At 46.3% G+C, this 15,865-nt stretch carries 10 protein-coding genes; 2 read left to right on the forward strand and 8 right to left on the reverse strand.

Annotation, left to right across the window (positions count from 1 at the left end):
- Nucleotides 1-442 precede the first annotated feature (442 nt).
- The 7 genes from mdh to QT984_RS13490 all read right to left on the reverse strand — a co-directional run bounded on the left by mdh (nt 443) and on the right by QT984_RS13490 (nt 12,345).
- Nucleotides 443-1,396, reverse strand: a complete 954-nt coding sequence (mdh, locus tag QT984_RS13460) for a malate dehydrogenase (RefSeq protein WP_333053997.1) — start codon at nt 1,394-1,396, stop codon at nt 443-445.
- Between the two features lie 115 nt (nt 1,397-1,511).
- A complete protein-coding gene (locus QT984_RS13465; RefSeq protein ID WP_333053996.1) occupies nt 1,512-1,727 on the reverse strand; it encodes an NAD(P)H-quinone oxidoreductase subunit O in 216 nt (71 codons plus the stop codon).
- Nucleotides 1,728-1,914: 187 nt separating this feature from the next.
- Nucleotides 1,915-2,808 carry a DNA-formamidopyrimidine glycosylase gene (locus QT984_RS13470; protein WP_333209417.1) on the reverse strand — a complete coding sequence of 298 codons (894 nt, stop codon included), beginning with the start codon at nt 2,806-2,808 and terminating at the stop codon, nt 1,915-1,917.
- Between the two features lie 2 nt (nt 2,809-2,810).
- A complete protein-coding gene (locus QT984_RS13475; protein ID WP_333053993.1) occupies nt 2,811-3,191 on the reverse strand; it encodes a photosystem I reaction center subunit IV in 381 nt (126 codons plus the stop codon).
- A 427-nt stretch (nt 3,192-3,618) separates the two neighbouring features.
- Complete coding sequence (locus QT984_RS13480; protein WP_333053992.1) at nt 3,619-9,318, reverse strand: DEAD/DEAH box helicase; 5,700 nt, start codon at nt 9,316-9,318, stop codon at nt 3,619-3,621.
- A gap of 11 nt (nt 9,319-9,329) precedes the next feature.
- On the reverse strand, nt 9,330-10,328 hold the full coding sequence (locus tag QT984_RS13485) for a hypothetical protein (RefSeq protein ID WP_333053991.1): 999 nt from the start codon (nt 10,326-10,328) through the stop codon (nt 9,330-9,332).
- On the reverse strand, nt 10,321-12,345 hold the full coding sequence (locus tag QT984_RS13490; RefSeq protein WP_333053990.1) for a hypothetical protein: 2,025 nt from the start codon (nt 12,343-12,345) through the stop codon (nt 10,321-10,323). The genes QT984_RS13485 and QT984_RS13490 overlap by 8 nt, the downstream gene beginning before the upstream one ends.
- Before the next feature lie 218 nt (nt 12,346-12,563).
- Here QT984_RS13490 and QT984_RS13495 point away from each other — a divergent pair, with 218 nt between their 5' ends.
- Nucleotides 12,564-13,439, forward strand: a complete 876-nt coding sequence (locus QT984_RS13495; RefSeq protein WP_333231946.1) for a dihydrofolate reductase family protein — start codon at nt 12,564-12,566, stop codon at nt 13,437-13,439.
- Nucleotides 13,440-13,601: 162 nt separating this feature from the next.
- The gene (locus tag QT984_RS13500) at nt 13,602-14,798 is read left to right on the forward strand and encodes a GNAT family N-acetyltransferase (RefSeq protein ID WP_333209412.1); all 1,197 of its coding nucleotides are present in this window, start codon (nt 13,602-13,604) and stop codon (nt 14,796-14,798) included.
- Between the two features lie 333 nt (nt 14,799-15,131).
- On the opposite strand, the gene QT984_RS13505 is transcribed toward QT984_RS13500, so the two are convergent.
- Nucleotides 15,132-15,698, reverse strand: coding sequence for a hypothetical protein (locus tag QT984_RS13505; RefSeq protein ID WP_333053987.1), 567 nt, complete (start codon nt 15,696-15,698; stop codon nt 15,132-15,134).
- Nucleotides 15,699-15,865 lie beyond the last annotated feature (167 nt).

The raw sequence follows: 15,865 nt of genomic DNA on the forward strand, positions 1-15,865 counted from the left end.
AACAGTTATGAGTTTTTGGTGTGTTTCCTGAAACACTGTAAGCTGTTCTCCATTTAAATTGTGTGTCAAAAATAACTCAAATTATTGTGGGATGGGCACGCGAGCCCGTCCCGAATATGCAATTTAAACGCGCAACAGCTTATGCACCGGTGCGGATCTGTGAGAGAGTCGCTTTTTTTGATAACTTTTCTAGGGCGACGCACCCGGAGCGCTACTGTTGCATGATTTTTGATAATTAGTATTATATTTATCAATCGGTTCCTTGCTGCCATTTTGTAGCTGGTGCAATACAGCCTAACAAAGATGATCGATAATATTTATCAAAGGACTGTTGAAATCCGAGAACCCAACTTCCGACAGAGCGATCGCACTATCATACTCAGTATAAGTTATTATATTGAAGCGACGAGCAGGCTGCTTTTCTCAACGAACTCCTACAAGCTTAAGAAGCCGTTTTCAGTATAGCCCTGGCTTCCTCAATATTTTGGGCAACCAATTTCCCCGACTCGATAAAGGCTGCTCTTTCGGTATCGCTGAGTTCGAGTTCCACTATTTGTTCAACTCCCTGATATCCCAAGCGGCAGGGCACTCCTAAAAAGATATCTTGCACGCCGTATTCGCCGTGCAAATAAACGCAGCAAGGCAAGAGTCGCGACTGATTAAATAAAATAGATTCTACCATCAAACAGACAGAAGATGCGGGTGCAAAATAAGCACTACCAGTCTTCATCAATTTTACAATTTCTGCGCCGCCGTGGCGAGTCCGCTGTACGAGTCGATCAATAGTCGCAGCATCCATAAGTTGATTGATGGGAATACCGTTGACAGTGGAATAGCGGGGCAAAGGAACCATCAAATCGCCATGAGAACCGATGACAGTTGCATTGACTTGAGCATTTGAAACGCCCAATTCCATTGCAATAAAAGTTTGAAAGCGGGCGGAGTCGAGAACTCCCCCCATCCCCATGACTCGGTGTTTGGGCAAATCTGCCGCTTCCCAAGCTAAATAAGTCATGATATCTAGGGGATTTGTGACTGTGATTAAGATTGCTTCGGGAGAATGCTCGATCGCTTGTTTTGTGGCTTCGGTGACAATTCGAGCATTGATTTTAATTAAATCTTCGCGATTGATACCGGGTTTGCGCGGCACTCCGGCTGCAATTACTATGATATTTGAGTTGGCCGTATCTGTATAATCATTTGTACCGACAATTTGGCGATCGTGACGTTCCACTCCCCTAGCTTCCATCAAATCCAAAGCAACGCCCTGTGGCCAACCCTCCACAATATCTAACAATACTACATCTGCCAGATTTTTCTCAGCAATTCGCTGGGCTAAGGTACTGCCGACTTTGCCTGCACCAATAATTGATACGCGGTTTGATGGAGAATTCATTGGGTTTTAGGTTTTAGATTTTAGATTTTAGATTTTAGCAATCAGCTTAATTGGGGAAAGGTGCGCGGTGTGCACCCTTCGCTACATTAAGAACAGTGTGTTTAGTTTTGGTGAGTTACTGAAAATCTTCGAGTTGGTCTACCCGCAGCCAAATATTCGGGGTGGGAACTTTGCCAAATTTGACGAAGGCATAGTCGCCGCGAACATCCATCACTTCGCCCTTTGTTTCAAATATATAGGAGGAAAAGCGCTGGTCGCTGGCTTTGGCTTCTAGACTGTTTTCCAATTTTTCGCGTACAGCGCGAACTATGCTGCCTTTCTTGATTGCCATAACTTGCTTGGTTTAGTTTAAAAAACTATACAAATTTTAATCTAGATTTGGCTGCAAAGTCACTCGGCGATTGAAATCGCTACTAAACAAACGAAGTCACTCCAAGCTGACTAAGGAATAAAGGAGTGCGATTCGTGGGGTATATCTAAAATCTAAAATCTCAAGCCTAAAATCCCTTGACTGCTTCCTATGTCTGACAAAGGGGGCAAAAATGAGTCGATCGCCCTGCTAATTTTATACGTTGGATGGTTGTGGAGCAAGTGCGGCAGGGTTGGCCGGCGCGATTGTACACCCAAGCGACGCCGCCGTAGTTGCCGTTGACACCTTGGACGTTGAGAAAATTGCTAAAAGTGGTGCCACCGGATGCGATCGCCTTCTGTAAAACTTGAATAATAGCTGTATGGATGCGCCCAATTTGCTCTGCTGTCAAATCCGCGCACAGAGTTGTGGGCATCACTCCCGACAAAAACAAAGTTTCGTCTGCGTAAATATTGCCCAAACCAGCTATCAGTGACTGGTCTAGCAAAGCTGTTTTAATGGGTCGCGCCCGCCGGTGCAGCTTGCGGGTCAAATATTCTGTTGTAAATTCCTCTGAAAACGGTTCGGGGCCTAAGAGTTTCAGACCGATGACAGTGCTCGAAACCTCGGTTTCTGCGGGCACGTACCACATTTGCCCGAAGGTGCGCTGGTCTACAAAGCGCAATTCTTGGTTTCCCTCAAAAAACAGCCGGACTCGCGCGTGTTTTTGCAGGGGCTCGGATCTGTTCACCCACAGCAGTTGTCCTGTCATCCGCAGGTGAACGCCCAGCCAGCCGGCTTTTGAAGGAGGGAAGAAGGCGGGCGCGGGGAGGGCGGGCACGGGGGCACCGCCCCTACATTGAGATAGTTCTGCCAGTAGATATTTGCCGCGTCTGTACCAGCGGGCGATCGACTTTCCTTTGACTTTTGTCAAAAAATCGGTCGCAGAGATTGAGCGGGCGATCGTGCTGTTTAACAACACGTCCCCGTCCAAAATTTCTCGATCGAGGGTTGCTTGATTCAATCCCCGGCAAATAGTTTCAACTTCTGGCAGTTCTGGCACAATTAGCGTTGTTCTGTTCCTTGATTTGGCGAACCTTCGACGCTGCCGGTCACTTCGGCACCGGGTTTGCTGTCGGTCGAAGTTTTCGGCTGCTGGGGGGCTCCTCCGCTGCCGGTTTTCCGGGTTTTCTCGTCCAGCGTGGTTTGTTTGCCGCCGGAAGCTACTGGAGTCCCTGTTTTCGCTTTTGCTTTGGGTGCTGACACTTCCACTAATTCGCTTTGGGCGAAGTTGTTGGTGTTGACGCCTGCATAATTTACGCTGTTAAAGCGAACGATAACTGGGTATTTAATGCCGCTTTGGTCTACCGTAGCAACGGTGCCCACTTCTTGATACCAGAAGGATTCTTTGCGGAGAATCCGAACTGTAGAACCGCGTTGAACCATGAGCTTTGTTTCCTTTGCGATGAATAAACGGATAAAGCCATTTTTTTTACTCTAGTCGATCGCGCGACGCATTTGAAGTCTGCAAGGAAATTTTTACCTGTCGCGCCGTTTTTTGATCTGCTTTTTGTAAAGAAAAGTAAATACTTTGCTAGGGCGATCGCTGGGGGACAAAAATAAATAAACAGACATTATCCGTTAAATACAAGCTGTGCGATCGGATCTATAAAAAACTTTACAAATAGGAGAGCAGGCCGGAGCGCCTACATAGTGCATTAATAGGATTTAGGCAGAGCCGTGGCAATCCCCCAGCAGGCCGCGTAGCCCCAAGCGCTCTGGGAATTGCCACGGCTCTGCACGAGAAGGTTGCGTAAATCCTCATTCAGTCAAGTTATCCACCATCTAGTGTGTTAATGTTTGAATCCTGCATCTAATCATCTAGCGATTGATAGCACCAACTCGGACGGCGCAGGAGATTGAAGGTATCTAGGTATCGAACTCGATCGGGCGCTTCTACTGTAGCAATCGCTTCATGCAATAAGCCTTGAGGGTTATCTACGTCCCACAAAGGATGAACGATAATAACGCTTTTATCTCCCACTGCAAAACCCGGTAAAGCGCCGAACTGTTCCCCGGAACAACTAAACGAAGCACAAAATATATCGCGCAAAGCAGTTGCATTCAGCAGCCAATTTTCTAAGTCAGGAGTAGAAAAATCCCCATCGAGTCCGCATTGAAAATTGCTGCTAGCCAATGCCCTCAGCAAGGAAAGTCCCAAACGCCAATCCAGCAGACCGTGATAGTTCATATTGCGGTACTGCTGCAAGCAATCGTAACAAGAAGAGTCGCATTTTTGGCGGTGTTGTGGTGACATAATTGCCTCAGCAAAGCTATTTTGAGAATTCAGAATTTTGTCTAAAAGGATGTCTTCCCAGTGATTAGCTAGCCAATAGGTGAAGCCAGAACCGTTAGCAAGGCGATCGCTAATTACAATTTCTCCTACTTTTTTATCCTCTAATTCAACCTGTCGCAAACCGCTGATGTCTAATTCTTCCGGATCGATGTCTAACTCCTGTGCTGCTACAGCACGAACCGTGAAAGCGGCTGAGTAGAAAGCAGCTTTGACAGCAGAACCGGGTGCAATAGGATCGAGGCACAATCCATCAGGTACAGTAACGGGCTTAATTCGCAGTACGCCAGTAGTTTTTGGGGCAATTATAGCGATCGCCTCTGACTCGCCCTGGGGTTTAAACCTCACCCCGTCAGGCTTATTCTGGAATCGCTCATCAATCCACTGATCGGGTAATAGTTTGTCACCGCGTCCAAATGTGGCAGTTCCTATTGCTCCCTTAAATAGCTGTCCTCTATTGTCATTGACGCGGAAAACGCGGCCGGACTTAGAGAAAGCTATCTGAGTATTCGTGTTATTTACTAAGTTAAAATCTTGAGGTTGGGCCTCGGCGACGCTGCCTGCACCTGTAATTAACGCATCGTATTCCTCTTTAGCGTCAGCTCCAGGATTGATGCTGGTACGGAAAGCTAAAGGGACAGCCCACTGAAAAACTCGAAATCCATGTTCCTCAGTTGCCTCGCATTTCGGACAGATTATATCTTCAAATATTGTATTAGAGGTTGCCGTATGTTGGCAGCGCTGACACCTCAACATCCATTTGCGATCGCTCACAGGTTCGCCCGCAGGAACTAACCCGTGTTTACCGTCTGAAATTAACGGTGCTGTAAACCCGATCGCGGTATAAATTCGCTTGTCTTTAGTTTTTTCGGAACCTGGTGCAAATTCCGCGACTGCTAAATCTAAATCTCGATCGATAGTAGAAACTTTCTGTTTTCTAGACGGTTCGTGATGGTACAAATCGCGCACTCTTGAAGGCATCCCGTACATCGGCAAAATCCCGCCCTCAGCGAGGCGTTCTGCCAATCCATCACCAGTCAATTCTAAGTTATTGGCGCACTCATTAATTTTATCAAACAACTGCTGACGTGCATAGTTTTCTAAGTTATCGCGCTCGATACCTTCAACGCCGACTAGCAGAGAATTTATTACCTCAGTTACTTCACAAGAAGTTCCCAACCAGCGCCGAACTTGTTCGCGCCGTTCTTCCGTTTCCTTCCAATTTTGAACTGTGCCAAATTCACCGTGACTGTCCGGCTTTTTTTCCACCTCCCAGCAGTTGACACCAGCAGCAATAAATGCTAGTCTCAAACATTCTTTGGTGAGGAGGCGCTGGGCCATCTCAACCTGTGACATAGCAAGAAAAGGAACCGGCGGCGGATCGCCCGTAATTTTTTCAGGATGCCGGTAATAAAACTCATCGTGCGATCGACCGCGACAGAGAGTAAGTACAATAGCAAAAGCCTGACCCCGGCGCCCTCCGCGACCCGCACGCTGCTGGTAATTAAAGCGCATCGGCGGCATATTTGCCATCACAACAGCCATTAAACTGCCAATATCAATTCCCACTTCCATTGTGGTTGTGACGCTCAAGATATCGATGGTATCTACTACTGGGATAAAATCTCTGTCTTGTTCGCCAAAATTCACGATGATGTTGCGGAAATGCCGCTGTCTTTCGGCCTGATCGTCGGTTTGCCCGGTCAACTCTTCGCAGTGCAACCGCAACGGTTGACGCTTATTTACAGCTTGGGTGGCGAAATAATTGCGATCGTACAAATCCCCGCATTTTCTATTAGATTTCGCTGGTAAATGTGCCAAACAATTAGTACAAACACCTCCGGCGCGGTGCAGGTGATGGCGCTGGCAAGACTCGCACTGCCACACGGGGTCATCGGACACAGCAACTCGTACAGATAAATACCGGGGATTAAGTTTAAAGTGGTGGTGTTGACCGTATTCGCAAATAGCAGATTTCAATGCGGGCTTCAATTCCTGTTCGGAAATTCCGCAAGCTTTTGCACACTCTTTAATATAATTCCGGAAGTTGGAGCGCGCATCACCCCAGTCTTTCCAGTCATCCAGCGGATAATCTTGAGGTTTTCTTGGATATCTGTACAATTCACCTAAAATTCGCAATACGCCATCGCAAATACTCTCAAATACTGAGCTTGAAACTCCGCATTGAATGGCTAGCTGTTCTAATTGATTTGGGAGTAAATTCAGGCGAATATAACCCAATCCAGATGCTTCAATCCCAAAGTACAGGCGACTAAAAAGTGTGTCGCAGACCTCAGATTTAACTTTTTCTCGAAGTGTGCTGTCTCGCCTTGTTTCTGCTTCAGGAGGCAAGTCTAGTTTCCACCCGGCGGTTGCAAAGTCAAATATTTTTGTCCAATGATGGTACTTTCCATCATAGGAAAATTCTTGGTAAAGAACATCGTTACCTGCAGGGTTAACGCCTAAGTTTACTAATCGCTGGATCAGGAGTCCCGGGTCTTGGGAATTCTCAATGCCTTCAAATAGTGCTCTGAGAGGAACTGTGCGGGTATTGCCTCTTTGCTGAATTTCGTTGAGTAGCTTCTGAGCATTATCTCGATCTTTCTGCAAAATTTTTACTGCTACAGGAGAAAGTTCTGGTTGCCAGGTCAAGTTAGCTGATTCAAGCTTTTCCTGTAACTCGCTGACAATATTGGGGTTGCGTTGAGCAAATAACTGGGCTTCAGGACGAGTAGGCTGACCATATTGTTGAATATCTTCTAATAAACGTAATTCGCCTACAGCCAACTGTCCGAGTTCATCAAAAAGTGCTTCTCGTACCAAGTCGTCGTAGTGCGATCGCTCAATGCCGTTGGATATTGAAGCGGCATCTTCGCGGCTGTCAGAAAACACAACTAATTTGCGGGATTCTGCATCTTCCGGTAACTGATAAAACAGTTCTTTGGAAAGTAATTGACTCACCTTAGAAAAACCTGTGCGGAACCAACGAACAGGCGATTTATTTTTTTTCTTAGGATGGCTGTAGTTAGCAGCACAGCAGGGACAAATGGAGGGTAATGCTCCAATAAATTCTTGCTTCTCTACAGAGAGCGATCGCAAGTGAAACAGATAGCCTTTCACCCACTGTTCGTCCGGGGAATCTGGATCTCCTAGAATAACACGACCGCTGCGGGTATCTAACGATGCTTTATCCCAGGAGGCTTTCTCGCCGCCTTCACCTTGTCTCGATGGCTGCTTCCAACCTTTGCAAACATCTTCATTAATATTTCTAAAAGGCCAAAACACGGCAAATTCAGAATACTTGCGGCGATCCAAAGCTATGGCTGTCTTGCGGTCGGGTATCCCTTCAATATCTGGTTCTGTAGGCAAAAGTTCCCATCCGTCTCCGTCATTATCCTGTCTTGTCAGCCTGTTTCCCCCAAGAAATACAGTTCTGCACTGTTCGCAATAAAGCAGTTCTAAAACTCGGTATTCGTCGTAAAGTATGGGAGGATTTTCGACAAATAGTTTGCCAACCAATCGATTTTTGCTGATTTCATTTTCTTCGCACCCGTGATTCGGTTTAGTGCAAGCCCACAGCCCCTCAATATTCCTGAAAAACCAGTGCAGCCGGAAAGATGGCAAAGATGTTTGGTTCGATAAACCGCGAGCCGCTAGAAGTCCTGTTACTGCGAGTTCGAGGTTTTCATCGGGTAAGTCATTGCCGAAAATCTGTTTAGCAAAATTAGCGATCGCTACGGCGCGAATTTTGCCGTCAACTTTACAAGCATTGACCATTCTAGCACCAACTTGCGCGGTTTCAGATTCCACAATTTGACGGCAAGCACTGTATGCAGCCGCTGACTGCAACGTTTCTGCATTGTTGATTTCTGGTGCTGCTGCCAAAGCGATAAACGGTTCGCTCTCCAGAAACTCTTGACCTTCAATTGGTGGAATTTGTTCTAAATGACCCGGTATAATCTGTTGGGAATTCCATTGAGAACCAAAGAATTGATTCAAAAATTCTAAGCTTTTTGGATCGTCTGGTTCTAAAGATGCACTAGAAGCAAGAACCCGCAATTTTGGATGACCGGGATGCAGCCCCAAACGTTGCAGCAAAAGTCGCAGCAAATAAGCAACTTCTGTCCCAGAAGTACCGCGATATAAGTGCAATTCGTCAACAATTAAATGAAAGACGCTGCCATCTTTGTTTAACCATTCCTTTGTTTTTTCAAAAATATCTCGTTCGAGATCGCGCATCAGCATGATACTGAGCATAGAATAGTTGGTGATTAAGATATCTGGCGGGGCATCTTTCATATCCCAGCGGCAGCGCATTTCTGCCCCATCTAAGCGCGGGAAAAAGAACCTCACATCTCGATCGCCAGTGCGATCGGCGTGTTCGCTAGCGCGATCGGCTGATAACTGCATCTGCTGCATTGCTTCCAGAAGTTCTTCTATTTTTTTTCCATTAGGTTTACGATTTTCTTTGTATTCATGCCCCGGTACGGGAGTAACGCCGTTGTACCTGCCAAAATAGACTCGATTGCCTTTTCTATTATCTTGAAACCAATCTCGCGCTGCTTGAGAATCTAAAGCGCGGCGCAGCCTGGTAAGCTGGTCTTCAACTAAAGCATTCATGGGATATAAAATCAAGGCGCGAACTGCTGCATCCCGCTGTTCGTGACTTCTCTGAGGAACCCGATAAGATTTCTTAAAGCTGCGTTTTTTATTTACTAACGGATTGCATTGGTTCTGCCATTGTTCATTTTTCCACCAATCGTTAAGGTGTTCTGGTTCGGCTTTAGGCGGCTTCCAATTTATTGATTCTTGCGCGAGGTAAGCAAACAAAGGTAACAGAAAAGATTCGGTTTTTCCCGAACCTGTACCGGCAGTTACTACAGCATTGTTACCTGCTAATGCTTGCCGTAGCATTTCGATTTGGTGCTCGTAGAGTTCGTAATTGCCTACAAGTTCGCACTCGGCAAGTTGTTTAAAGTCTTGAAGGGCAGTTTGATCTAATCCCGGTACATTTGAAATATCTAAATCATTGATGGTTTTACCTGATTTTTGATAGCTTGGCATCGGTTCAATCCATGGTTCTTGATGGAATGCACCGGGTTGGCGCAGCAGTCTTTCCCGTTCTCGTTCAATTTCGGGAAATTGAGTTCCGAAAGCGGTTTTTACATAAAGTAGAAAGTTGTCGCGAATTGTGTTAAATGCGTTAATTGGATTGTGCATAAGTTACCTCACTATGTTATATCTAAAGATTGCTGCAACAGTGTCTGCCCTAATTTAGTTGCGATCCTTTCTGCTATTTGAGGGGGAATAGCGGAGAATAAATTGAATCCCTGAATTTGCGGCCGAACACGCGGCATTTTTTCATATTTTGCTGCATAACCAGAACAAAGAGTTAAGGATCTTTCTAGAAGTCGTGGCAGCTTAGCGCTGGCGGGTACTGCCATATGGAATGTGCGTTTGTCGTAGATAAGAACATTCCGCCGCAGTGCTTTTAGAACAGCGTACCTCCCCCAATCGAGGTCTATTTCCGCACACATTCCATCTTGCCACAGATAATAAACTTTGGTGTTTCGGGATGGGTGACTGTATTCACTAAGGCGAATGGCGCCATCGGTTTCTTTTATGGATTGAAATTGTAAAGAAATCGGGTCAAAGGTTTTGCTTTGCCAGTTTAGTTCTGGTTCTTTAGACCATTCGATGGTAGCTAAGTAATCGTAAATACAAGCGGCAAAATGCAGCAAAGACCAGGCTGAAGGCGTTTCGATAAAAGGTATTTTAAGCAAATTGCCGATCGCCCTCAATTCTCCTACATCCTCCGCTTGCACGGCGACTCGCTTCGGTATCAACCCTAATTCATTGGATTGTTCTGTGACTTCCAGGTTAATGTGATGTCCCACCGACTGACAAGCCTCTGATAATTGTGCGATCGTAGCAGGCGATCGTGCTCCTGCTAAAATTGCTTGAGGAAAGCCAGCACAAGGCAACCGCACCAATACAGGGGGAGCAGCATAAACCTTACTCTTGCTGCGATCGCTAAAATTAAAGTCGCAATGACCTAGGGAATCGAGGGCGCGAATTGTTTGAAGTCTTTTATTCTTAATTCCGGTATTTTCCTCCATCACACCCGTCTCAAGATTATACAAATAATCAAAGGTTTCCTTAAAGGATAGCCAAGCAACTTCCTTTTTTGCAGAAATAACGTAGAGCAGCTTTTCGCTAGTTTCAGACACGTTCTGCCTCCTTCTGAAACTGTTTCCACAATGGTTTCAAGTTGGATCGATCTGGCGGGGAAATTATCTTGCGATCGTGCCACAATATTTCTTTCCAAGCCCGCATCTTCTTGCGGTCTTTGCACTTTGACATCGACGGTTGTGACTCTGCCAAATTGGTGCCACAAAACATTGCTTGACCGCGATGGCGACCTTTGGAAATCGCCCAAACAGGCTCCCAATCTGTAGGTAGTGATTCCGCAGGGCAGATTGCTATTTGCCCTGGTTCTTTACCTACATAGAAAATCCGCTGCTTTCCTTGTATTGGTAAAAAAGTGTTAAAGTTAAAGTCTGGGAAATCAACGCCCTGCACCCATGCACCAGAAACGCCCGCGCTCTCATTTTCCCCGGTGTGGATCTTCCCGAAGCGATCGAACTGTGGCGCGTTGCTTTGGGATGGCAAAGAATAGTTTTCTACCAATAACAGAGAACAGCGTTTGATAATATCATCTCCACTGCGTGCTTCAATTAGCAACTTCGTTTCCGCTGTATCGGCTGGCAGTTCATAAATACCTGCTGCTTCCGTGCAATCTAACAGCTTATTATTGCCAAATACTTTTATTGATTCATTGGCACCTTGCAGAACCAATTTCGGCGGGGCAAACTTAAAGAATTTATTGCCTCTTTCCAGGCGGATTCCCCCAGCTAACTCTAGCCGTACATTAGTCGGTAAAGCTAAGATTGGGTATTTTTGTTTAATCAGCTCGTCACTGCAAGCAGCCTGCGCTTTGAAAAAGTGCCACCCACTGGGCAAACCATCTATTATTTGCAATTTTTCAAAGCCTTGACAGCTCGATTCTCCCCATCTTGTCAGCAATTCCAAACACTCTTGATGAGCAGCTAAATAAAATGGCTTTTGAGTGGGCAACTGCCGCACTTCCACAATACCTGGCAATCCCTGACTGTCTCCATTAACGAATACTCGAATGGGCGATGCTGGCAGCTTAAAACACCATTTAGAGTCAGCCGATCGCACTTGCAAACCTTTCAACCAATCAAACTCACAACCAACCAGCGGTTTTCCGTCTGACTCACATATTAGAGGTGAAGACAAACCCCCACTATCTTCGTAACAGGAAAAAGCTTGAGAATTGTCTTCTAAAAATAACAGCAAATCCTCTTCAGGAAATTCGTGTTTGGTACTGCAACGCAAGCTTAGGCTAGCGCGTTTGGCAATTGAATCGAGTTTGCAGCACAATCTCAAGATTCCGTAAATCTGCGTCTTACCTGAATCTTCAGCAGTTCCATCCCAATCGCGCAATTCATCAATAATCCATTCGAGCAATGCTTGGCGAAGTTCGTCGCTGTCTCTGGTTTCTTTTAATAAGCTTAAAGTCCGTTCTCGCAGTTGTTTGCGCCCGTGCTTGACTAACAAAAGTGCGATCGCCCCCTCAGCGGGATATGAAATAGGATCTAAGTCAGCAGCGGCAAAAATAGCCGGGAGTGCGCGCCGTTCTTCCTCAGTCAGAAGAGTTTGTGCAAGCGGCAATCCAATGTGATTTCTCTTGCCAATGCTGGTGCTGTTGAAGATACCCAATTCGCCAGATTTATCTTGATTAGACCATTTTTCTAAATCTTCCCAGAGTTCCGACATCCGGTTAAATGAAGGATACTGCCCTGTGGTAGGTTCTTCGCCTAGTAATGTTCGCAAGCGCGGATAGTAAGAATGGGCGGCAAAAGTTCCTTCAATACCGGCTGCTAAGACAAAGAGCGCTAAATAAGCGATATAAGGCGGATAGTCTAATTCTCGCTGCTGCCAATTATCCCGGCTTTGTAAGGCTTTCACGCACAAACCCTGCCTTGTCACCCCAGGAGGCCCCGTTTTGATAGCTGCAATAAAATCTGACAAATCAACACCCCTTTCTTGACCAATATCCGTTATTAGTTTCTCTGTGACATACAGGTGAACGGTACTGTCCGCCATTTCCGGTTTAAAGAAATGAGATGCGATTGAATTATTCCAGGTTAAATAATCCATTTTTATGTTTTATATAATTTGACGTAAATTGGTAATTTTAAGTATTATAACTCTAGTTGCTAAGCAGGTGAGTATAGAGAAACTTAATTATGTCGAAATCGCCAGCCGATATCGATTATAAGACTTGGTGATGGCGTCCGTATAGCGAACAATAATAGGGTTTATATCCGTGAAGTTACTTAGTTAAATATGATGTCGTGCGAAAATTTAATAAATTAATGACAGATAAAATCGATCGACCATTAGCAACAGTAATACTCGCAATCAGTGCCGACGGTAAAATTGCCGATGCAGTACGATCGCCCGCGAGATTCGGTTCTGCCAACGACAAAGCCCACCTCGAACAGCAAGTAGCAGCAAGCGACGCCGTTTTGTTCGGCAACGGCACTTTACAGGCCTATGGGACGACGATGAGAGTGATTTCGCCGGAATTGCTCAAACAGAGGGAACTGCAAGGGAAGCCACCACAACCGGTGCAAATTGTGTGTTCGCGATCGGTCCAATTTGACCCAAACTTGCGATTTTTCCAGCAACCGGTGCCTCGGTGGCTGCTGACGGGGCAAGACACTAGGGAAACGCCATTGCCGTCTCCGTACCCGACGAAAGACAGTAAGTTCGATCGCACATCTGGCACCATTCTCAAGAACGGGCAAGATGCCCGTTCCACAACAGAGGAATTTTCTTGTGGAACAGGCATCTTGCCTATTCATAAAAAGCTTATTGAGAATGGTGCAACATCTCAATTCGATCGAATTATCTATGCGAAAACCGCAGGTGAAGAGATTGATTGGATTGATGCGTTTCAACAGCTAGCCAGCTTCGGTATCAAACGCTTGGCGATTCTGGGTGGGGGAAAACTGGTAGCGTCTGTGCTGGCTGCAGGCTTGGTAGACGAACTTTGGCTGACGGTGTGTCCGTTAATTTTGGGCGGGGCGGATGCACCGACACCTGTGGAGGGAAAGGGTTTTTTGGCGGATTTAGCTCCGAAATTGGAGCTTTTGGCGGTTAAACAGGTGGGACAAGAGGTATTTTTGCATTATCGGATCGATCGCAGAGTCAAAATACCCATAAATAGGGGAGTTGTATTAAGTTAAATGAACAAGACTTACGCATTGAGAGTCTCAAAGCTCGATCCCCCCTAACCCCCCTTAAGAAGGGGGGGACAAGAGTATTCTCAAAGTCCCCCTTTTTAAGGGGGATTTAGGGGGATCTCTGCGTAAGTCTCGATGAAGTTCGCTCTACGCACAAGTCTCCCTATGCTGAAACAGCCAAAACCTCAATATTCTGTAGCCTGGATTAGCAAAATAGGCGAAATCCCGCAAGCGTCGTGGGATGCCCTGGCGATGCCACTAAAAACTCCATTTCTCGAATGGGATTGGCTGAACAATCTCGAAGTATCGGGCTCTGCGACAGGTAAAACCGGTTGGCTACCGCATCACTTGACTGTGTGGCGAGACAAACAGTTGATTGCTTGCGCGCCACTTTATGTCAAAAGCCACAGCTACGGCGAATTTGTATTCGATAATCAGTGGGCGGATTTAGCTCAACGTTTGGGTATTCAATATTATCCCAAATTGATGGGAATGACGCCGTTTACTCCGGCTGAAGGCTATCGGTTTTTGATTGCCGAGGGGGAAGATGAAGACGAGTTAACCGGAGTAATGGTAAGCGCGATCGACCATTTTTGCGATCGCCACAATATCTCCGGCTGCAATTTCCTTTATGTCGATCCAGAATGGCGGCAGCGCATGGAACGCCACGGTTTCAGCGCTTGGTTGCACCACAGCTATATTTGGCAAAATCAAGGCTATCAAAATTTTGACAATTATTTAGGCGCATTTAATGCCAACCAGCGCCGCAATATCAAGCGCGAACGCAAAGCAGTCGATCAAGCTGGTTTGTTGGTAAAAACGCTGACTGGCGATGAAATTCCCCAAGCCATGTTTGCTCAAATGTATGCTTTTTATGAGAATACTTGCGACAAATTTGGTTGGTGGGGAAGCAAGTATCTGACTAAGCGATTTTTTGAACAGTTGCACCACAATTACCGCGATCGAGTTTTATTTGTAGCCGCCTACGACAAGGAAGATGAGAGACAGCCGATGGGTATGTCTTTTTGTTTGTATAAGGGCGATCGACTGTACGGGCGTTATTGGGGAAGTTTGCAGGAAATCGACTGCTTGCACTTCGATGCTTGTTACTATACGCCGATCGAATGGGCGATCGATCGGGGCATCCAAAGCTTCGATCCCGGTGCCGGCGGGCGGCACAAAAAACGGCGTGGCTTTCCAGCTACGCCCAATTATAGTTTGCACCGATTTTATAACAACCGTCTTGCCCAAATTCTCAAGTCTTATATCGGTCAAATCAACGAAAGAGAACAGGAAGAAATTGATGCAATCAACGAGGATTTACCTTTTACTAAGTTACCTCCGTTGTTACTCGGCGAGTGACGGTTGACTGGGAATTGGGAATTGTAAATTAGTAACAGCCCATCGGTGTCAACCTAATACTAAAACCCTGTGTATATCTCGTTTGTATCGAAGTTTCGATCCCCCTAAATCCCCCCGATCGGTGGGGAGTAGGGGTTGACTTTGAATGCTCTTTCCCCTTTATTAATGGGAGTTAGAGGGGAGGTAAGAATACTCTTTTCCCCCCTTATTAAGGGAGGTTAGGGGGCTCTAAACTCAACTATAAACGATATTGATTATGGATTTGAGTCTTAAGTTGACACGAATGGTAACAGTCAACAGTCAACAGTCAACAGTCAACAGTCAACAGTTAAACTAATTCAAAATTACCTTGCCATCTTCCTGAATTTGCAGCGATTTTGTATCAGCCTCCAACTCAGTTGTCGCGCCGAAACTGACTTGCAACATTCCCGGCATCGCGGTTGCTTGGGGGCGAACCAGCAGCAATCCGCCGTCTGGGCGCTGATAAGTGATGGTGATGGGCACTTGGATGGCTTGAAGCAAAATTTCCGATTGTTCGCCCAGAGTGCGCGGCTGGGTGACGCCTACGATTTGATAATTGATGACGGCATTGGTGGTATTCACCAGTTTAATTACTATCATGCCTTCGGCAGGCGTAACTCGCGCACTGGGCATGGGGAAGCGGGCAGGCGCGTCTGTTGGTGTAGAGGGCATCCCGCTGGGGCCCGGACTCGCAGCCGGAGTTGGTTCGCTGACGGGTTCTTCAGTGGCTGCGGGAGTCTCTGCGGGTTGGGAAACGGGTTTTCCTTGTTGGGGCGGGGGGCCGCCGGCGTGGGAAATTGTTGCGAGACTAACGAGTAAACCGACGCCGGTGGCTGCTAGCAAGCTGATTTTTTTAAACGGTAGATTGTGGCGAAACATAAATAACTCCTCACAAGTTCGATCGAGGTTGTCTAACAAAGTTCATGTTAATCTATGCGGGAATTGAATTTTAATAGCTTGGTTTGGGCCAGAGGTAAGAAGAATCAGGCTTGAGGGGGAGATTTTTTTTTACCGCAGAGGGCGCAGAGGGCGCAGAGGAGGAGGGG

This window comes from Microcoleus sp. Z1_B2 (assembly GCF_036700325.1).
In the GTDB taxonomy this organism is placed as follows: Bacteria; Cyanobacteriota; Cyanobacteriia; order Cyanobacteriales; family Microcoleaceae; genus Microcoleus.

Coding starts and splice junctions, on each gene's coding strand:
- QT984_RS13475 (WP_333053993.1), bottom strand. CDS start 3,191: ATGGTTCAACGCGGTTCTACAGTTCGGATTCTCCGCAAAGAATCCTTC.
- QT984_RS13495 (WP_333231946.1), top strand. CDS start 12,564: ATGACAGATAAAATCGATCGACCATTAGCAACAGTAATACTCGCAATC.
- mdh (WP_333053997.1), bottom strand. CDS start 1,396: ATGAATTCTCCATCAAACCGCGTATCAATTATTGGTGCAGGCAAAGTC.
- QT984_RS13480 (WP_333053992.1), bottom strand. CDS start 9,318: ATGCACAATCCAATTAACGCATTTAACACAATTCGCGACAACTTTCTA.
- QT984_RS13465 (WP_333053996.1), bottom strand. CDS start 1,727: ATGGCAATCAAGAAAGGCAGCATAGTTCGCGCTGTACGCGAAAAATTG.
- QT984_RS13490 (WP_333053990.1), bottom strand. CDS start 12,345: ATGGATTATTTAACCTGGAATAATTCAATCGCATCTCATTTCTTTAAA.
- QT984_RS13505 (WP_333053987.1), bottom strand. CDS start 15,698: ATGTTTCGCCACAATCTACCGTTTAAAAAAATCAGCTTGCTAGCAGCC.
- QT984_RS13500 (WP_333209412.1), top strand. CDS start 13,602: ATGCTGAAACAGCCAAAACCTCAATATTCTGTAGCCTGGATTAGCAAA.